We start from the raw sequence: 17,766 nt of genomic DNA on the forward strand, positions 1-17,766 counted from the left end.
TCGCAGTGCGAACTTTTTTAGTGAGGATTTTGCAAAATCCTGAAGTTGCAATGGACATGGTGAGATAAACTCTGGCTCTGGGTGTATGAGTATTTACATGGAATGAAATCATTCTTGAATTATGCTGGGCATTGCATCATGGTGGTGGGTTGATTGTCGAGTGGTTGCCGAGATGTCAAATAATGTTGTGTATCGTGGTGTATCATGATGTGTGGGACTTTTAACTATGTCTGAATCGTGGTTGCAGGGTATTGTTGCTGTAAGATGTATGAGCTGCGGCAGCGTGGTTCAGGGCTGAAGATGCGGACAAAATATTCACGACTGTGCTTATAACTTCTTGCTCTAGTTCATGAATGAAAAAGTGATTTCCTTCGAACATTCGCACATCTATGGGCGATGTGGTGTGCTGCTGCCAGGCATGAAGTGAATCAGTGCTCACCTCATGATCCTTCATGCCACCCAAAATGGTCATCGGACAGGCCAAGGGGCTTCCCGGCTGATAAACATACGTTTCGCACACCTTAAAATCCGCACGCAGACGGGGCATAATAATTTGCATTAACTCTGCATTTTGCAGTACTTCTTCGGGTGTTCCCTGCATCAAACGAAGCTCTTCGGTGAAAGGTTGATCTGCTAAATCATGGAGTTGTTTTTTTGAATACGGAAGATGCGGTGCGGATTTACCGGATACGATGATATGGACAGGCATTGTTCCGGTTTTGCTATACAACTGCCGTGCTGTTTCAAATGCAATCAGTGCTCCCATACTGTGTCCGAAAAAAGCAAACGGCTTATGTACGTATGGTGCCATAGCGGGAATCAAAGATTGCACGATGTCCTGAATGGTGTCCATTGGAGCCTCTGTTGAGCGGCTTTCACGTCCTGGAAGCTGTACAGGCAACACAGTAATGTCAGGCGCAAGTGTAGACTTCCAGGAACTGAATATGGAAGCACCACCACCGGCATAAGGGAAGCAAAATAGCTGGAGCTTCTCAGCCGGAAGAACCGCTGCTTTCGCAAACCAAGATTGTGATCGAGTCGTCATATGAATTCCTCCATCCTCTATGCAGTTCATAATTTTACAGTAAATCCTTATATCTCTTTTTTTCTTCCAACACTTTCTAACTATTTTTAAATATACAAACTTTAAAACCGCTTGACATGGGACAAAAGATCTAAATTGATAGAGTTCATAAAAATAAAACAAAATCCATATTATTCTATTTATTCCCAGTCTATAAAAGCAACAATTTCACTTTATGCATTAATTGCCTGCTGATCATGATCTGTTAATTGGATTCAAGACGAGCTTTCAGATTTTCATGAATTTTGTAAAATAAAAATGATTATGATTTTCATAAAGCTAGAAAGCTTTGTGCTACAACGATTTTACCTTTACATGCCATTAACATAAATGTAACAAATTCAGCCTGATATCATCCGACAAATTCCGCCTTTTTCCGCAACAGCCTTAGACCTCCTATTTTATGGAATTAAATTTCATCAAGCTCACATCAACCAAAATTAATAACTTTTTAATTTTTTAATAGATCATGCTATTTTGTAGTTCTATAGAACTAATTTTCGCAGATTTTTTTTCGACTCTCTGTCTAAAAATTTTAGTTCAGATTGAATTTTTCTCCCCTAAAGCTAAGAATTTTCTTTTCAAACCTTTATAGAAACGTTTTTATCTTCCTTCAAAAGTGTCAATTTTCAGGAATTTATATCTTTGGTTCTGGCCTTTCTGCAATCGACAAACGAACCGGAAACACCAAACAGCAAGTCTCTATGTGGTAAGAGACTTGCTGTTTTCAAGCTGTATTATGGTTTGCTCTTTGATGTAGCTGTGAAGACTTAAGAGGATGCGGCTGCAGCGAGCGTACCGGAAGCGTCTGTTGTGTGGTGAATACTGCGCACGAATCGAATCGTTTTTGTTTCCGAGTGCATCACGACCGAATGGGTTTCTGCTCTATGACCAGGGAGGGAACGAACCCCTTGCAGCCACTCGCCTGGTGTCACACCAGTAGCCACAAACATTACGCCTTTACGTCCAACCATATCATCCATGGACAATAAAGCTCCCGGATCAGCAATGCCCATACGTTTGCACCGTTCGATCTCTTCTTCACCATGAGGCAACAGGCGACCTTGAATCTCTCCACCCATGCATTTCAGCGCTGCCGCAGCCAACACACCTTCAGGCGCTCCACCGGAGCCGATATGCAGATCAACACCGCTATCCAGGCACGTTTCAATTGCACCCATTACATCCCCATGCCCAAGCAGCTTGATCCGAACGCCGCTCTCCCGCAGCAGCTTGATAATTCCAGCGTGACGTGTACGATCCAGAATGGACACGGTAAGTTCGGACAAGGATTTACCCAGTATCCGTGCGGCCTTTGACAGGGTAGCCGGAATCGGATCATCCAGCGATAGTTTTCCAGCCAATGCCGGGCCTACAGCCATTTTTTGCATATACATATCCGGAGCATGGAGCAGACCACCACGGGGGGCAGCAGCAATGACCGAGAAGGCATTATTCAATCCGTTCGCCACTGTTTCGGTTCCCTCCAGCGGATCGACGGCGATGTCTATGGCCGGCCCTCTGCGATTGCCTACTCTTTCCCCGATATACAGCATGGGAGCCTCATCCATTTCTCCTTCGCCAATGACGACCGTACCGTCCATAGATACTGCGTTAAAATGAGTGCGGATGGCTACCGTAGCCGCCTCGTCCGCGCTGTTCTTATCTCCACGTCCTATCCATTGCGCTGATTGCAGCGCTGCCGCCTCTGTAACCCGAACGAATTCCAATGCCAGTTGACTCTCCATACCTATCCCTCCACCTCTTCTATATATAATTGTTATCCTATAGCAAATTATTATTTATAGAGCAGCTATGCTGCTTTTTTATTTATCTATAACACTCCTGTATCCTACAGCAACTATTATCTATTGAGCAGCTACGCTTCTATAACATCCTGATAATCAAACCCGCTGTTTCTTCAATCGCTTTATCGGTGACATCAATGATCGGGCAACCTAATTCCGTAAATAGGGATTGCGCATACGCAATCTCTTCCTCCACCCGCTTCGATGTAGCATATTGCACATTGTTAGGCAGCCCCATCACCTTGAGTCGCTCACTACGTATTTTTAGCAGCAGCTCCGGCTGGATCGTCAACCCAAACACCCGACCATGCTGTACATCCTTTAACTGTGCGGGTGGGGTCAGCTCCGGTACAATGGGAATGTTGACCGTTTTATAACCTTTATGCGCCAGAAACATCGACAAAGGAGTTTTGGAAATACGGGATACGCCTAGCAGTACAATATCTGCTTTGAGAATGGCACTCACATCTTTGCCATCATCATATTGAACTGCAAAATCCATGGCTTCCACTCGGCGGAAATAATTATCGTCCATCCGATGCAGCAGACCGGGTTTTTCCTTGGGATCATCATGGAACGTGTCAGCAAACGCCTGCATCATCGGGCCCATGATATCGACAGCCCGCACATTCAGCCGGACAGCCTCCTCTTTCATTGCTTCTCTCAACTCAGGCTGTACCAGCGTATAGGCTACAAAGCCTTTACGCTCGGCCACCTCTTCCATCACCCGGCTTAGTTCGTCTTCATCTCTTACATTCATAAATCTCTTGATCTCTGTGTCCGGTAGCTCGAATTGGCGCATGGTCGCATGAACGACGGCTTCTGCCGTCTCGCCAATCGAGTCTGAACAGATCGCTATAAAATGACTGCGCGCCTGAACCATTCGATTCCTCCCATTAATCCTCTGCTACCATATCAAGCAACATTTTGATGATATTTGTTTTCGTAATGCGTCCCACCACTTTCCAATGCTCTCCTGGTTTATCAGAGCTGGAAGGGACGACGACAGGCAGACTGTCGATTTGACGGGCAATGATTTTGCGCGCTGCCTCCAATACAGTGTCTTCCGGGGAAACAGTGACGACATTCGCCTGACGGGTCATCACGAGACTGACAGGGATGGTTGCCGCATTCGGATTGCCTAGCGTAACCTTGAGCAGATCCTTGCGGGAAGCTACTCCTGCCAGATTCCCCTCTTCATCGGTAACGATCAGGTTACTCACGTTCTCCAGAAAAAGAGCAACCACAGCTTCCTGAATCGTTGTTGTTTCACGTACGATGACTGGAACCCCGTGAAGATCGCCGACCTTCATTTGCATGAGCCGGAATTTTTCCTCCCGGTTCGGCGTGCCCCGCTTTCCGACAAAATAACCAACCTTGGGCTTCGCATCTATATAATTCAGAATGCCCAGCTTGGATAGGTCGGTCCGAATGGTCGCCTTGCTGAGATTGAGCATTTCCGCAATCTGATCACCGGTAATCGGGGCATGCTTTTGTACGATGTTTAAAATTTCCACTTGTCTTGCCGTAAGGTCGATGATGAACGCCCCTCCTTTTTTTTCCTTGCTATCTGATATTGAATATAATACGTCATATATAATTATAAATCAACCTTTAAAATCATATAAAACATCACATATATAAAATTAAAGCGGTTATTGATGGTTTTCTATCGTTTAAAGCACTTATACCACACCAAAAAAGCGGATACTTCATACCCTGCTCTTTCGAGTAAGACGAAGTATCCGCTCCTTTATTCGTATCTTAAAGCATCAATCGGACGCAGCTTGGACGCCTTCCGCGCCGGGTACACTCCAAACAGTACACCAACCCCCATGCAGCACAGAAAAGAGTACAGCACAGGTTCCATCGTATACACAATCGGCATATGGACAAATTTCTCCAGCAGCTTCGCGCCCCCAAGACCCGCCATAACGCCAACCAGTCCGCCCATCAGACTGAGAAAAACAGCCTCGGCCAGAAATTGCAGCATAATATCACTGCGCTGCGCACCAATCGCCTTGCGAATCCCGATCTCCCTTGTCCGTTCGGTAACGGACACCAGCATAATATTCATAATGCCAACACCGCCAACACCGAGCGCAATCGCAGCAACGCCGAGCAACAGCATATTCATAACCTTGTCTACACCTGAGACCGTTTTTAGAATCTCCGTCTGGGTCGTGATCTGAAAATCATCGCCCTCTGATGGCTTCAGCTCATGCCGGGCACGCAGCACCTGTCGAATTTCAGCACTCGCCTGGTCAATCTTATCCTCCGTTGTTGCAGAAGCATTCACCTGCTGAATGCTCATATTCCCCAGCCGTTCCATCCCTGTAGTAATCGGCACATATACCTGCTGCCCGCTGTTACTCATATTGGAATTGGAATTCGTCAGTACCCCGACCACCTTAAAAGGAAGCTGCTTGATCATGATCGTTTCCCCCACCGCCTTGGAGGCATCCGGACCAAAAATATTACGGGCTGCATCGCTCCCTAGCACCACGACATTCAGTCTCTTATCCACTTCATAGTGGGTAAAAGACCTGCCCTGAGCGAGCGACAGCTTTCTCACATGGATGAAAGCCAGCGAAGTCCCCTCAATCTGCCCGCTGACCTTATTGCGGCTCCACGTAATATCCGCATTGGTCATGGCACTTGGAGCTACCTCAGCTACGGCTTTTTGCTGCTCTAGCGCAGTGATATCCTCCAGAGATATTCCTTTCGTCTGACTGAACGACATGGAGCTGGACCCATCATATGGGGCATAAGGATAAATCATGAGCAAATTATTCCCCATACTGTTAATCTGCGACGTAATCGTGGCCGTAGAGCCTTTTCCGATGGCTACAATCGCGATTACAGCAGCCACCCCAATAATAATACCCAGCATGGTCAGCAAGGATCGCAGCATATTGGTTCGCAAACTGTTGAGCGATACCCGGATAATTTCCCGAAATTTCATGCCTTCACTTCCTCTGCCGCCATTCTTCGGTTCCCAACAGGCTGATCCTCTTCAATCCGTCCATCGCGAAAATGAATCAGACGCTTGGCGTATTCCGCAATTTCCTGATCATGCGTAACGAGCACAACCGTTTTGCCCTGATCGTTCAGGCGCTGGAAAATCTCCATAATTTCAACGCTCGTTTTGGAGTCCAGTGCGCCTGTTGGCTCATCCGCCAAGAGAATCACCGGATTGTTCACAAGTGCGCGCGCTATGGATACCCGTTGCTGCTGACCGCCTGACAGCTCATTCGGCTTGTTGTTCATCCGATCGCTCAGCCCCACGCTGGTCAGCGCCTCAATGGCACGCGAGCGCCGCTCCTTGGCTGATACCCCGGCATAGATCATGGGCAACTCTACATTATCCAAAGCCGTTGCCCTTGGGAGCAAATGAAATTTTTGAAATACAAAACCGATTTTCTGATTACGGATAATAGCCAGCTCATCTTCACGTGCATCCAGTATGGAATAACCGTCCAAATAAAATTGCCCCGAGGTAGGCAAATCCAGACAACCAATGACATTCATCATCGTGGACTTGCCTGATCCAGACGGTCCCATGATCGCAACAAAATCACCGTCAGCAATATCAAGTTGTACCTCCCGCAGGGCATGAATTTCCTGATCCCCGACCTGGTACACTTTTTTCAAATCCTCAATCTGAATGACGTATCTCATAACCGTTTAAAAGCCTCCCTGCATGCCCATAGCGGAAGGGTCCGGCGGAGGTTCAGGAGCAGGCACAATAAGAGTGTCACCCTCCTTCACACCCGACTTGAGCTCGACTCGATCTGGCGTGTAAAATCCGAGTTCTACGGGCTTGAATGTGCGTGCCCCTGGATTTGCAGAGTTATTAGAGGAAACATACACGCCGTCCTGTCCCCCCTCTGATCTTAGGGCAGTCGCTGGTACGAACAACACATTTTTGTGTACCCCCAAAATAACAGCGACATTCATAATCATGCCTGTTTTCAGTTTGCCCTTCGGATCATGAACAGACAGTTCCATCAGATAAGTCGTCATGCCTTCATCTGTGGATGCCTCCGGTGAGACGAATTGCACCTTCCCAGGGAACGCCTCACCCGGATAAGCATTGGTGGATAACACCGCTGAAAGTCCTTTTTTCACCTTTACAATATCGTTCTGACTAATTTTAACAACAATTTTGAGATTGTTGGAGTCCGAGTTGTTCATGACGATAAAAGGAGCCGTCGGACTGGTTCCGACATCCCCGTTCACCTTTAAAATGACTCCGTCCCACGGTGCCGTGACCTGAAGCTTGTTCAGGTCATTTTTTTTCTGATCCAGCTCGGTGGCCAGTCTTCTAACCTCAATCCGTGCGGATTGGATATTGGAGGCATCGGCTGGAACCTCAATTTTGCGAAGCTCAGCCATAGCCGAACGATAGCCGATTTCAGCCTCTGCGATAGCATGACGCTTTTGCGACATGATTTTACGGAATTGTAAATCCAGACCGTCATAATCTGTCTGTGCCTTATCCAGTGCTTGCTCTGCCTGCTCCATTTCACTGTTGGACACCGCCCCGGCATCATGTAAAAACTTTTGATCTTCATATGTCTTTTGCGCCTGCTCCAACTGCTTTTTGGAAGCCTTTTTCTGACTTTCCGCTTCTTCCAGCTCAAATGATTCCTGCGCTGTATCGACAGCCATTTTAGCCCGAAGCACGTTTGTCTTCTGAATTTCAATATCCTCCGCCTTCGGTCCCTTTTCCAATTCAGCCAGCTTGGATTTGGATATTTCCAAACTATCGGATGCGCTCTGGATTTGCATCTTAATTTCAGAACTGTCCAGAAGAGCCAGGACTTGTCCTTTTTTCACCTTGTCTCCGGCCTTCACGTTTACCGCCGCCAGCTTATTTTCGCCTGCACTTGTGAAATTCAGCTTTACTTCCTTGGAGGCCTGCACGGTACCAGACGTATCCAGCTTCTCACTCACATCCCCGCGCTCCACTTTAAGTATCTCGTCCTGAACTAATGGTGCAGCCTGCTCTTTGGGCAGCTTCAAATACACTGCTGTTCCGCCCCCGCCTATAACCAGCAGCACAACCGCGGTCCAGATCCACTTTTTTCTCCGTTTTCTTCGTAACTTTAACAAGGCATCGTTTAAAACCGTTTCTGCCAACTTCGTTTCCTCCTTATGTGCTCCATGGCTTGCTCAACGTGTATTCATTCTGACTCAGCTCAATCGCCAGCTCTTCCATTTGCCGTTCAATTTGGTCCACCTTCAACTGGTTATTTTTCAGCTCCAGCTCGATAATTAAGCCTCTGGCCCACTTTTTGCGAGACAGCTCCAACCCCTCTTTCGCCGTGTGCAGGCTTTCTTCCAGTTGAGCGTATTTTTTTTGGTTTTCCTTGACCGTGGCATATAAATTGCGGAGCGATTCGGCAAAATCCTTTTGTCCCTTGTTCAGCTCCTCCTTGGCTGTATCCACGTCCATTTTGGCTAGATCGTAAGCGCCTGCACCGCTGTTAAAATCGAAATATCTCACATTGAGTTCCGAAGTCTTGATGCTATCCTCCAGCTTCCACAAGTTCGGATTCATATCCATCAGCTGTTGTATATGTATTTCGATATCCAGCTTCTTCGGTTCCTTGTACACTGGTCGATCCACCATTTCATAGGCTGTTCCGTTAGGCTGGCCCATCAGAAAATTCAGAGCGTCACGTGATTTTTGCAGCGCAATTTCCCCCTGCTCGACCGTCTGCTCCGCCTGGCTTCTGGCCTGTGTACTCTCGTTTTTCGCATACTCAGACAGCTTGCCACGCGCAAATTTGGCGAGTGCAATCTTTTCCTCCGCTTGAGCAATTTCAAGCGCTTCCAGATCATTTTTTACCTGATTCTCTGCCACGAACACGCTCTGGTAGCTTTTCATCACATTAAAATAAATCTGATCCTTGGCGAACTGCGCCTGCTTTTTGCTGGCTAGATAGGATAACGTCGAAGAGTTATAATTTCTCCAGGCTGACTCATCACCAACATATTCACCGTCTATAAAATCGACGAATGCATTTCCCAGGTCCTTTTCTGCATTCTTAAACTCAATTCTTTGACGCTCCACGTCCCGCTCAGCAGTACGCGTGTTGTAGCTATTCGTTTGTGCCCATTCCGCTGCCTGCTTGAGCGTTAATGGAGGTAAAGCCTGACCCGTTACAGAGGCGGTCTTCGATATAACCGCAGCAGACGAAGTTCCTGATATACTTGCTGACGTATTTCCTGTTGAACTCCCTGCTGCACTATCAGCCTGAACGGTGGAAATCAAGCCTGACGACATCGTCAATACGAGCAGCGTGGCAGCCGCTTTTTGCTTCATAAAATGAATCTCTCCCCTTTCGGTGAAATCTTTCGAATTATTTCCATAGATTTCGACATAAATTTCCACAGTCTATCCGCCACCTAATTGTACTTTCAGGTTAATGTTGGTACAAGGTGTCAAACCAATACATTTTTGTAACCTTTTTTTGAGCATATTGTCGATGTAAGCTGTTCTCTTGCAAATCCGATATAAAACGAATCTGTTTTTACCTGAACTTTACCTAAATTTCAGCTAATTTTAAGGAAACCAACAGCATCTATTAAGGTTAGGAGCATATACTAGAGAAAGAATAACAGCCGCTCACTGGGAGGGTTAATAGATGATAAAAGAATCTCGCATGACAACTACGAACGAACCGTCTGACTTGTGGATGACCCGATTTTTACGTGAATCCGAACAGCAAAAGAAGCAACTGATCCGGGAAGCCCGGAAAAATAACGATATACCGCTTATAAACAGTATTTCTTTCCACCTTGCCCAACGGAATCAGCAACATCTGATCAGCTAGGGATGGTTTTAATAGAGATATATCTCACTTCTAACCTAAAATGCCGATCAACGTCGCTTACATGCGTACGTGATCGGCATTTTTAGGTTGTTTATATCTATTCGTCTTCTATCATTGCTTGAGAATCATGCAGGTATTTTTCCAGTGAAATTCGTCCTTTCGCCATAAACTGTATACCTTCCGCTTCCAAAAGCAGCCTTTGTAAAGAAGCTCCTTCATCGTCCTGTAGCGCAATTTCCCCCAATCGATTTACAACCCTGTGCCAGGGCAAGCGATGCTTGCTACTAAGCGTATGCAAAATACGCACCACCTGACGCGCCCCTCTCGGACTCCCTGCTTCCGCTGCAATTTGTCCGTAGGTCATGATTTTTCCCTCAGGGATGAGCTGGATTATTTTTAATACACGAGCTGTAAAAGGCTGCATGTTATCGTCGGATCTCCTTTCCCCTACCGTAAACTGTGGTCTTCACGTCTCAAAACAGTGCTGACACCAGACAACAAAAACATTCCGGCTCTCGTGCTGTTTTTCTATCATTATAGCACCCACAGTCTTCAGTTGGCGATGGCTAGAAACCGCTTAGACCCTGCCTTTTTAAATCCTTTGCTACTAGACGTGCCAGTTCCTTTGCTCCCGTATAATTCGGATGCAGCGTGTCACCGTTCATATACAGAGCAAGTGTGGCTTGCGGGCCAATGGAGGTAAAATAAGCGGAGCTAAGAACGTTCAGATCGACCAAAGGTGTTTGTTCCTCTTGAGCCAGCGCTAAAATAGAGCCTCTATACCATCTATTTTCAGCTGTGTGTACATTATTCGCGTTAAAATCAGTGGCTCGCCCCTGCGGTGTTGACAGGATTACGGTTGCCCCTTTGGCCTTGACCTGTCGGATCATATCCCGCATCCAGTCCTTAAACTCCGCTTCGCTTTCGTTATGCTTAGGGTTGGTGTCATTAATGCCCAACTGGAGAATGAAATAATCCCCCGGCTTAATGTATTTGACGATGGCCTCGAACTGACCGTCCTGATGAAAGCCCCTTGCAATTTGACCACCTGACGCCATGTTACGGATCTGGAATGTATTCGTGTTTACGAATTGTGGCAATAACTGACCCCATCCGGCCTGCACGCTGCTATCCAGTGGATAGTAATTGCAGACGGTAGAATCCCCGCCGATGTAAATCGTCCGATTCGTAATGGGGTTATTAGACAATCGCCTGATTTCCAATGCACTTATTGCAAAAGAGGTTCCCTCTTTACCTTCTGTAATCAGCAAATTCAATTGTCCGTCCGTCACGGGAATTTGAAAACGATCCTTTGCCCCGTCGCCCGTCATGTTGATAACCTGATACACTCCCTCGGCGGCAACGCTCGCTCGGGTCGTATTCCCTAACGTGACCGACACCTCATATAGCCCCGGAGCAAGATCCACATCAAATGTATTCTTGCTTTTCGTACCGGTCGTCAAAAACCGTACCGCATCACTTGCAACACCAGTACCCGATGCTCCCACATTACGTACGTTCTCGGGTGTACGAAATCCGTAACCGCGCGTCGCATCGTATCGCAGGGATGCGTTCACCCCGGTATAGCCTGATTCCACTGGCCCCGCACCAAAATCAAATTTGTAATCGCCAGCCGCTCCATACGCAGGCGTAGTCCCATTCAAGCCCGGCGCACTACATAATAAAGCGACCAAAAGCATACTGGTCATTCCTTTCATCCACTTCATATCATCATTCCTCCTTCAAAATGTAGAATACCCTAAGGACGTTTCGGTTTTTTGTAAGCGCATACAAAATTTTCGTTCCTTTACCTCATGGATACAAGTTTGTACCCATTTGATTCCTATGCAGGCGAAGGCCTGCTTATTCATCTGATCACTCCCTTTCAAATCAATCGCACTCTTAAACATTATAGAATAAATGGGTATATTATGTAAATATCCCAATGTGAATAAGCCCCGCAGATATTCACCTGCGGAGCCTCGTACAGAAGGAACCTTTTTGAAATTTTAATTCATTTATAACATTACATTAGTCCCCAACCAAAATACCGTCGAAGCTCTCTGGACCTACCCGTATCGCACCCAGCAGGTTTGAAGAAACAAAAGCGGTGTACACCAACTGTGGCGTAATCGGCGGGTTAAAGTCATCAGCTGAGAACGCGATAACCTGAGGAGCCGTTATGCTTAAGCTAAACGTAGACGTTGCCGAGTAAACGAGTGGGTCAGTTGGCAAGGTACCTCTTACAATAGTGATCGTAATTCCTACTAAAGCCAGTGGCAGTTGAATCGACAGCGTTCCTTTAAGCAGAACCCGTGGCGTGCCTGTAATTCCCAGTGTGTTCAATCCGATCTGCCCAAACAACTGCGGCGTATTCAAAACAGTAATCGGAATGGCAATAGAGTTTGCAGATGAGGCATTTTGAGATGTTCTTCCATCTATAAATGTTCCCATGGTTTTTCCCCCTCTCTCTACCAGATACTACTAGTCTATGAAGAGGAAGATTATATGGTTGGACTTAATAACTTGCTTAAACACACAACTTTCTCTTTATAGGCGGATGTACAGCCCTTTCCCTGGCCCCATGAATATACTAAACCAACACTGGGAAAAGGAGCGATGTAATGTCTACGTTTAAAGCCACTTTAAGGGGGAGTCATGAAGTACCTCCTGTCAAAACAAATGCCACAGGAAACGCAGAGTTTCATTACCATAAGGATCGCCAGCAATTAAAATTCGAGCTTATCCTGCGCAACATTTCGCGAGTAACCAGAGCGGATATTCATCTGGGACGCAAGGGTGAAAATGGTCCGGTCGTAGCTGTCCTGTTTGGCCCTTCCAAATTCGGAATTACGGTCAAAAGAGGCGTTGTCAGCGGTGTGTTGCGTGCATGTGACCTCGTCGGTCCACTCAGAGGCAGAACCATTTATGACTTAGTTTGCCAGCTCAGAGAAGGCAATGCTTATGTTAATGTTCATACCGTCCGGCATCCAAATGGAGCCATTCGCGGACAGATCAGACGTTGCAAGTAACCACCGTATGACGAAAATTAAATATGAAAAAGAACTTTCATAGCCACCTTGAAGTGCTACATGCACCTTTCATGTGAATTGAAAGTTCTTTTTTTCTATTCCCCATCAATTCTTAACAAAAGTTAAGAAGTTCATAAGCGTTTCTTAAGTCCTTGCCTTCCGGGTTGTTAAGAACTTTATCTTTTAATAGAGAGAGTTCATACAAGAGACAGTTCACACCCGAAAGGAAATGAAGATTATGAAGCCCCTTATAAAGCCAACAGCCAAAGAAAGAATTCCCGAGTTGCAGTTGGTTAGAGCCATGGCGATTCTAGCAGTCATCATGGTACATGCCACCTCTTACGCAACCGTTCAACTTACAGATTCCAGCTTATATGTTGTGTATAATGCGCTCAATGTGCTTATGAAATACGGCACACCCGTATTTATTGCGCTAAGCAGCATGGTGCTGTTCTACAACTATAAGGCGGGAGCTGCTGATGCGCTTTTATAAACAGAGATTACGGTATATTCTCCTGCCTTATATTATGTTTTCTCTGTTTTATTTCGTCCTGTCCCTTGCGGCCGGCAGCTCTGAGCCATGTAGTGTAACCGCACTGGAAGAAAGCTTTGCAGTGAAGCTGGCAAACAGGAAAGGCGTACACGCATTTGTACTACATTTTTATCATGATGCAATTCTATCTCGTATTCCCATGGGTACTGTGGCTGTTCCAGCATTACCGGAACTTGCTTTTGAATTGAAGGGCCGCCAGTCTACCTGCTAACTCCACCTATAAACTAGCCTATTAACAACGTATAAACGATGCCGGGTCCGTGTACGCCAATCGTCAAATCATTTTCAATATCCGACGAACGGCTGGGTCCGGTAATAAAATGAATACCTGCGGGCAATTGCTCACGTCCAACCTCATCAAAGCGGTTTAAAATTTCGCCCAGCCGCGTCTTCAGACGCTCCAGCGGAAGGAGAATGATCAGCACGGTCGGCAGCAGGCTGACCGCACGACCCTTCTCCGGTGAGGACAGCACCGCCACCGAGCCGGTGTAGGCGGCGGCCTCATCGGCCATGACGAGGCCGATATCCGCCTCCGCGGCGCGCGCCTTCCAGTCCTCGGCCGGATCGGTGCTCCACACCGACAGCCGGACTTCCGGCAGCGCCGCTTCCAGCTGGAGCGCATCCAGGTCCGGCTCATTCTGCCGGACAATATAGGCCGCTCCCAGCTCACGCGCCTTGCGCGCGATCCAGTCTGCCGTCTGCTCCAGATCCGGCAGACGCACGACATGCCCGCCAACACTTGTAAAGTTGGCGGTGAACTCTTCGATGCGCTGCTCCGCGCTCCATTCGAATTCGTGCCAAAACGCAGGTGCGCCGCGGAACGGCTGCACTGGCGGCTGGGTCTGTCGCGGACGCTTGAGCTTCGTCGCTATGCCATCCATAAAGCGTACCTGCTTGGCGCGGGATTCGGCTTCCATTTGATGGAGCCACGCTTGATGGGCGGTCTTTGCTTGTGCAGAAGTATTACTCTGTTCACTCATGCTGTCTGCCTCCTTTACTTCTATCTTCCAAAATCGTCTCCATTCGGCTACGAACGTCAGGCTGCATCACATTGCGTTCCTGCTCCAGCTCACGTTCCAGTGTGCTCCATTGCTGACGGAAGGACTTTTTCGCCAAAGAAGGGGTCACGCGGTAAGTATTCCAGCCCTTTAGCGGACCCAGCTTAAGCGTAATTTCTCCCTTACGGACGACCGCTTTTTGGGCAATCTGTCCGAGCCGAATCGCCGCTGCGAATCGCTTCGAGCTGGAAACAACGGTCGCAAAGCCTTTCATCCCTGCCGATTCCAGCTTATCTCCTTGCCCCGCCTCCACCTTGCGTCTGCGCAAATAGACTAGCATATCGTGCAATGGTATCTTGACCGGACAGGCTTCATAGCACGCACCACACAGGCTGGATGCACTTGCAATGTCGTTCCACTCTTCGATGTTGCCGTGCAAGGCAGGCGTAAGTACCGCGCCAATAGGGCCGCTATATGTCCCGCCATACGCATGTCCACCAATGTGGCGGTAAACCGGACAGGCGTTCAGGCAAGCCCCGCAACGAATGCAATTCAGCAGTTCTTGAAACTCGGGATTGCCTAGCTGAAGCGAGCGTCCGTTATCTACGATGATGATGTGCATTTCCTCCGGTCCATCGGCATCCTGGCTGCGCCGCGGGCCTGTAATACCGGACATGTACATGGTCAGCTTCTGACCGGTAGCGGAGCGTGGCAGCAATGTAGCCATAACCTCCAGATCCGTCCATGATGGAATAATCCGTTCCATACCCATCAGCGTAATTTGCGTTTTGGGCAAAGTGGATACCATCCGCGCATTGCCTTCATTTTCGAACAGCACCATGGAACCCGTCTCCGCGATGGCAAAATTACAGCCAGTCATTCCGATATCTGCCTCCAGAAACTTTTCACGCAATTTTTTGCGGACAAAACCAGCCAAAATCGTCGTATCCGCAGACAGTTCCTCCCCCGCTTCTTTGGACAGCAGTTCGGCAATCTGATAGCGGTTTTTGTGAATCGCCGGAATGACGATATGAGATGGAGCCTCACCTGCAAGCTGAATAATATACTCACCAAGATCGCTTTCAATCGTCTCGATATCCACGCCCTCCAGCGCCTGATTCAAGTGCAGTTCCTCCGACACCATCGACTTGGATTTAACAACAGACCGGGCCTGATTGTGGGCAGCAATATCCAGCGTAATCCGTACGGCATCTGCTGCTGTATCTGCAAAATGGATATGCACCCCGTTGGCCCGGGCATTGTCCACAAACAGGTTCAGATAATAGTCCAGATGGGCAATGGTATGCAGCCGAATTTGACGGCCCCGCTCACGCCATTCCTCCCAATTTCCGTGCTGCGCTGAAGCCGCCTGCTTGCCGTTGCGCAAACGCTCCGTTGTGAAACGGACCGCATTCCGCAGAAAATCGTCGTTCAGGGCCAGCTCGGCGCGTTTTTTGACCTTTTGGCTCATCGAATGTGAATGTACAGCGGTCATGCGTGCTTCACCCCTTCATACAGCAGCTCGGCCAGATGCATCACCCGAACTGGCTCTTCCCGATACCGGAGATTTCCTGCAATGTTCATCAGGCAGGCCATATCCAGTCCAACCAGCACCTCGGCCTCTGTCTCCCTGATATGATCCACCTTTTCCGTCACCATTGCTCCCGAAATATCCGACATTTTTACTGCAAAAGTACCCCCAAAGCCACAGCAATCCTCGGCAAAAGGAAGCGGCACCAGTTGCAAGCCCTTTACGCTGCCAAGTAGCTGCATCGGCTCCTCCTTCACGCCGAGCAAACGTGTGCCATGGCAAGACGGATGGTAGGTTACCGTATGCGGAAAAGACGCGCCCACATCGGTCACGCCAAGCACCTGCACCATAAATTGCGTAAACTCATACGTCTTCTGCTCCAGCCTCCGTGCGGAGTCCAGCCATTCGGGCTCATCCTTAAACAACTCCGGGTAATGATGAATCATATACGTGCAGGAGCCAGAGGGAGATACGACAAAATCGCTGTCATCAAACGCTTTCAAAATTGTTTTCGCTGCTGCCCTCGTTTCATCCCAGTAGCCGCTGTTATAGGACGGCTGTCCGCAGCATGTCTGCACCTTCGGAAAATCCAGTTGAACACCATATCTGGCAAGCAAGCGTGCCATCGCCTCCCCCACCTTGGGATAAATCGCATCACTCAGGCAGGTAATAAATAAAGATACCTTCATACGGAACACCCCTTCCGTCCATAGAATAGCTATTTATAAACTGAGCTTAAAAGTTACCTATTGCTCCACTGCGCAGTCGGATGGTGCTTCCCATCGCCACCGCTTGTACAGCACCATTCCGCCTACTCCGTTTTCGTGTACATTTTACAAGTTCATCTTAAATAGATAGTAAACGCTTTCTAATTATTTTAATGTTAAACCATTTGCCTGTGGAACGTCTGATCTAGTCTGTCGGCATTAGGGTTGAACCGACACTTACTCATTACAATAAAAATTCATTTTCGGAGGATACCAGCGGAGCGGTTCATTTGAATCTGGAGAAGCGTCAGCGCTCGCCTTTGCAGTGGGATTCTCACCTATACGTGTTTTACATCATCAAAGAATCCCACTGCAACAGCGATCGTAAGATCAAATGAAACGCGGAGCGGTCTCCCCCCCGAAAACTGCACGCTTTACACAACCGTTACCGGAATCGACAACTCTGCCAAATGACTGCGAATGGGGTCCGACAACCGCGAATCCGTAATAATCTCGGACACCTGCGACAATTTCACGACATGAGTAAACGCCTGCTGCCCAAATTTGCTCGCATCTGCCAGTAAAATCACGCGGTCTGCAATGCTGACCATTTTCTGCTTCAAACGCGCTTGCAGCTCATTCGATTCACTAATGCCCCGATCCAGATGCACTCCCTGGCTGGAAAAAAACAATTTATCCACATAATACGACTCCAACGAGCGCTCCGCGAGCGGGCCTACGAATGACAGCGAACGCTGTAGTAACTGTCCTCCGGTCGAAATGACTTCGATTTTTTCCTTACCCGCCAGCTCTGTTGCTACACGGATCGAATTCGTCAATATCGTCAGCGGAATATCCGGCAAAATCGACGCCATATACCAGGCCGTTGTGCTGGCGTCCAGCAAAATACGATCATGCGGCTGAATCTGCTTTACTGCTTCCTCGGCAATCCGGCGCTTTTCCTCTGCGTTCATAATTTCCCGTACCGCATAGGGCGTTTCGGGCTGCTCGTTTTTGACGCTAACCGCTCCCCCATGCGAACGGCGCAACCGTCCCGCCTGCTCCAGACGGTCCAGATCGCGGCGGATCGTTTCCTCCGTCACTTTGCACAGCTCACTCAACTCCGACACACGTATGCTTCCTTTTTCATTGACGAGCTGTACGATCATCTCATATCTTTCTGCGACCAGCATGGCAATCTCACTCCA

19 protein-coding genes are annotated in these 17,766 nt (G+C 48.0%); 4 read left to right on the top strand and 15 right to left on the bottom strand.

The genetic code is table 11. From position 1 onward, the window contains the following. Positions 1 to 220: 220 nt before the first annotated feature. From ACQ4MX_RS02015 to ACQ4MX_RS02050, 8 genes are all read right to left on the bottom strand, one after another. Positions 221 to 1,045, bottom strand: a complete 825-nt coding sequence (locus tag ACQ4MX_RS02015) for a thioesterase II family protein (protein WP_431089051.1) — start codon at positions 1,043 to 1,045, stop codon at positions 221 to 223. Between the two features lie 809 nt (positions 1,046 to 1,854). Further along, positions 1,855 to 2,832 (bottom strand): class II fructose-bisphosphatase, encoded by a 978-nt coding sequence (glpX, locus tag ACQ4MX_RS02020; RefSeq protein ID WP_431089052.1) that lies wholly within the window; start codon positions 2,830 to 2,832, stop codon positions 1,855 to 1,857. Positions 2,833 to 2,971: 139 nt separating this feature from the next. Further along, entirely contained in the window at positions 2,972 to 3,775 is an 804-nt protein-coding gene (locus tag ACQ4MX_RS02025) for a pyruvate, water dikinase regulatory protein (protein WP_431089053.1), read from the bottom strand. A 13-nt stretch (positions 3,776 to 3,788) separates the two neighbouring features. Continuing rightward, positions 3,789 to 4,409, bottom strand: a complete 621-nt coding sequence (locus ACQ4MX_RS02030) for a helix-turn-helix transcriptional regulator (RefSeq protein WP_134914270.1) — start codon at positions 4,407 to 4,409, stop codon at positions 3,789 to 3,791. A 236-nt stretch (positions 4,410 to 4,645) separates the two neighbouring features. Beyond that, on the bottom strand, positions 4,646 to 5,857 hold the full coding sequence (locus ACQ4MX_RS02035) for an ABC transporter permease (protein WP_431089055.1): 1,212 nt from the start codon (positions 5,855 to 5,857) through the stop codon (positions 4,646 to 4,648). Next, positions 5,854 to 6,573 (bottom strand): ABC transporter ATP-binding protein, encoded by a 720-nt coding sequence (locus ACQ4MX_RS02040; RefSeq protein ID WP_431089057.1) that lies wholly within the window; start codon positions 6,571 to 6,573, stop codon positions 5,854 to 5,856. The genes ACQ4MX_RS02035 and ACQ4MX_RS02040 overlap by 4 nt, the downstream gene beginning before the upstream one ends. A 6-nt stretch (positions 6,574 to 6,579) precedes the next feature. Then, complete coding sequence (locus ACQ4MX_RS02045) at positions 6,580 to 8,037, bottom strand: efflux RND transporter periplasmic adaptor subunit (protein ID WP_431089059.1); 1,458 nt, start codon at positions 8,035 to 8,037, stop codon at positions 6,580 to 6,582. Between the two features lie 13 nt (positions 8,038 to 8,050). Further along, positions 8,051 to 9,226, bottom strand: a complete 1,176-nt coding sequence (locus tag ACQ4MX_RS02050; RefSeq protein ID WP_431089061.1) for a TolC family protein — start codon at positions 9,224 to 9,226, stop codon at positions 8,051 to 8,053. A 322-nt stretch (positions 9,227 to 9,548) separates the two neighbouring features. Here ACQ4MX_RS02050 and ACQ4MX_RS02055 point away from each other — a divergent pair, with 322 nt between their 5' ends. Then, positions 9,549 to 9,737, top strand: coding sequence for a hypothetical protein (locus ACQ4MX_RS02055; protein WP_014281398.1), 189 nt, complete (start codon positions 9,549 to 9,551; stop codon positions 9,735 to 9,737). A gap of 97 nt (positions 9,738 to 9,834) precedes the next feature. Here ACQ4MX_RS02055 and ACQ4MX_RS02060 read toward each other — a convergent pair whose 3' ends face one another. The 3 genes from ACQ4MX_RS02060 to ACQ4MX_RS02070 form a co-directional block, all read right to left on the bottom strand. Next, positions 9,835 to 10,161 (bottom strand): MGMT family protein, encoded by a 327-nt coding sequence (locus ACQ4MX_RS02060; RefSeq protein ID WP_431089062.1) that lies wholly within the window; start codon positions 10,159 to 10,161, stop codon positions 9,835 to 9,837. A gap of 142 nt (positions 10,162 to 10,303) precedes the next feature. After that, complete coding sequence (locus tag ACQ4MX_RS02065; protein ID WP_431089063.1) at positions 10,304 to 11,464, bottom strand: rhamnogalacturonan acetylesterase; 1,161 nt, start codon at positions 11,462 to 11,464, stop codon at positions 10,304 to 10,306. Positions 11,465 to 11,768: 304 nt separating this feature from the next. After that, a complete protein-coding gene (locus ACQ4MX_RS02070) occupies positions 11,769 to 12,191 on the bottom strand; it encodes a hypothetical protein (protein WP_431089065.1) in 423 nt (140 codons plus the stop codon). A gap of 170 nt (positions 12,192 to 12,361) precedes the next feature. Between ACQ4MX_RS02070 and ACQ4MX_RS02075 the strand changes: the two genes are divergently transcribed. The 3 genes from ACQ4MX_RS02075 (at position 12,362) to ACQ4MX_RS02085 (ending at position 13,533) form a co-directional block, all read left to right on the top strand. Beyond that, positions 12,362 to 12,769, top strand: coding sequence for a CHRD domain-containing protein (locus ACQ4MX_RS02075; RefSeq protein WP_431089066.1), 408 nt, complete (start codon positions 12,362 to 12,364; stop codon positions 12,767 to 12,769). A 238-nt stretch (positions 12,770 to 13,007) separates the two neighbouring features. Further along, on the top strand, positions 13,008 to 13,262 hold the full coding sequence (locus ACQ4MX_RS02080; protein WP_431089067.1) for a hypothetical protein: 255 nt from the start codon (positions 13,008 to 13,010) through the stop codon (positions 13,260 to 13,262). Continuing rightward, positions 13,249 to 13,533, top strand: coding sequence for a hypothetical protein (locus ACQ4MX_RS02085; protein ID WP_431089068.1), 285 nt, complete (start codon positions 13,249 to 13,251; stop codon positions 13,531 to 13,533). Before ACQ4MX_RS02080 ends, ACQ4MX_RS02085 begins: the two co-directional genes overlap by 14 nt. Positions 13,534 to 13,546: 13 nt before the next feature. Here ACQ4MX_RS02085 and ACQ4MX_RS02090 read toward each other — a convergent pair whose 3' ends face one another. From ACQ4MX_RS02090 to ACQ4MX_RS02105, 4 genes are all read right to left on the bottom strand, one after another. After that, a complete protein-coding gene (locus ACQ4MX_RS02090; RefSeq protein ID WP_431089069.1) occupies positions 13,547 to 14,302 on the bottom strand; it encodes a LutC/YkgG family protein in 756 nt (251 codons plus the stop codon). Continuing rightward, complete coding sequence (locus tag ACQ4MX_RS02095) at positions 14,295 to 15,815, bottom strand: LutB/LldF family L-lactate oxidation iron-sulfur protein (protein WP_431089070.1); 1,521 nt, start codon at positions 15,813 to 15,815, stop codon at positions 14,295 to 14,297. Before ACQ4MX_RS02095 ends, ACQ4MX_RS02090 begins: the two co-directional genes overlap by 8 nt. Then, positions 15,812 to 16,540: a (Fe-S)-binding protein gene (locus tag ACQ4MX_RS02100; protein ID WP_044647134.1), complete on the bottom strand. Its 729-nt coding sequence runs from the start codon at positions 16,538 to 16,540 to the stop codon at positions 15,812 to 15,814. Before ACQ4MX_RS02100 ends, ACQ4MX_RS02095 begins: the two co-directional genes overlap by 4 nt. Before the next feature lie 452 nt (positions 16,541 to 16,992). After that, a complete protein-coding gene (locus ACQ4MX_RS02105; RefSeq protein ID WP_044647135.1) occupies positions 16,993 to 17,751 on the bottom strand; it encodes a DeoR/GlpR family DNA-binding transcription regulator in 759 nt (252 codons plus the stop codon). Positions 17,752 to 17,766 lie beyond the last annotated feature (15 nt).

The organism is Paenibacillus sp. 8b26 (assembly GCF_050626875.1).
GTDB lineage: Bacteria > Bacillota > Bacilli > Paenibacillales > Paenibacillaceae > Paenibacillus.

Coding starts and splice junctions, on each gene's coding strand:
- ACQ4MX_RS02015 (WP_431089051.1), bottom strand. CDS start 1,045: ATGACGACTCGATCACAATCTTGGTTTGCGAAAGCAGCGGTTCTTCCG.
- glpX (WP_431089052.1), bottom strand. CDS start 2,832: ATGGAGAGTCAACTGGCATTGGAATTCGTTCGGGTTACAGAGGCGGCA.
- ACQ4MX_RS02025 (WP_431089053.1), bottom strand. CDS start 3,775: ATGGTTCAGGCGCGCAGTCATTTTATAGCGATCTGTTCAGACTCGATT.
- ACQ4MX_RS02035 (WP_431089055.1), bottom strand. CDS start 5,857: ATGAAATTTCGGGAAATTATCCGGGTATCGCTCAACAGTTTGCGAACC.
- ACQ4MX_RS02040 (WP_431089057.1), bottom strand. CDS start 6,573: ATGAGATACGTCATTCAGATTGAGGATTTGAAAAAAGTGTACCAGGTC.
- ACQ4MX_RS02050 (WP_431089061.1), bottom strand. CDS start 9,226: ATGAAGCAAAAAGCGGCTGCCACGCTGCTCGTATTGACGATGTCGTCA.
- ACQ4MX_RS02055 (WP_014281398.1), top strand. CDS start 9,549: ATGATAAAAGAATCTCGCATGACAACTACGAACGAACCGTCTGACTTG.
- ACQ4MX_RS02060 (WP_431089062.1), bottom strand. CDS start 10,161: ATGCAGCCTTTTACAGCTCGTGTATTAAAAATAATCCAGCTCATCCCT.
- ACQ4MX_RS02065 (WP_431089063.1), bottom strand. CDS start 11,464: ATGAAGTGGATGAAAGGAATGACCAGTATGCTTTTGGTCGCTTTATTA.
- ACQ4MX_RS02070 (WP_431089065.1), bottom strand. CDS start 12,191: ATGGGAACATTTATAGATGGAAGAACATCTCAAAATGCCTCATCTGCA.
- ACQ4MX_RS02075 (WP_431089066.1), top strand. CDS start 12,362: ATGTCTACGTTTAAAGCCACTTTAAGGGGGAGTCATGAAGTACCTCCT.
- ACQ4MX_RS02080 (WP_431089067.1), top strand. CDS start 13,008: ATGAAGCCCCTTATAAAGCCAACAGCCAAAGAAAGAATTCCCGAGTTG.
- ACQ4MX_RS02085 (WP_431089068.1), top strand. CDS start 13,249: ATGCGCTTTTATAAACAGAGATTACGGTATATTCTCCTGCCTTATATT.
- ACQ4MX_RS02090 (WP_431089069.1), bottom strand. CDS start 14,302: ATGAGTGAACAGAGTAATACTTCTGCACAAGCAAAGACCGCCCATCAA.
- ACQ4MX_RS02095 (WP_431089070.1), bottom strand. CDS start 15,815: ATGACCGCTGTACATTCACATTCGATGAGCCAAAAGGTCAAAAAACGC.
- ACQ4MX_RS02100 (WP_044647134.1), bottom strand. CDS start 16,540: ATGAAGGTATCTTTATTTATTACCTGCCTGAGTGATGCGATTTATCCC.
- ACQ4MX_RS02105 (WP_044647135.1), bottom strand. CDS start 17,751: ATGCTGGTCGCAGAAAGATATGAGATGATCGTACAGCTCGTCAATGAA.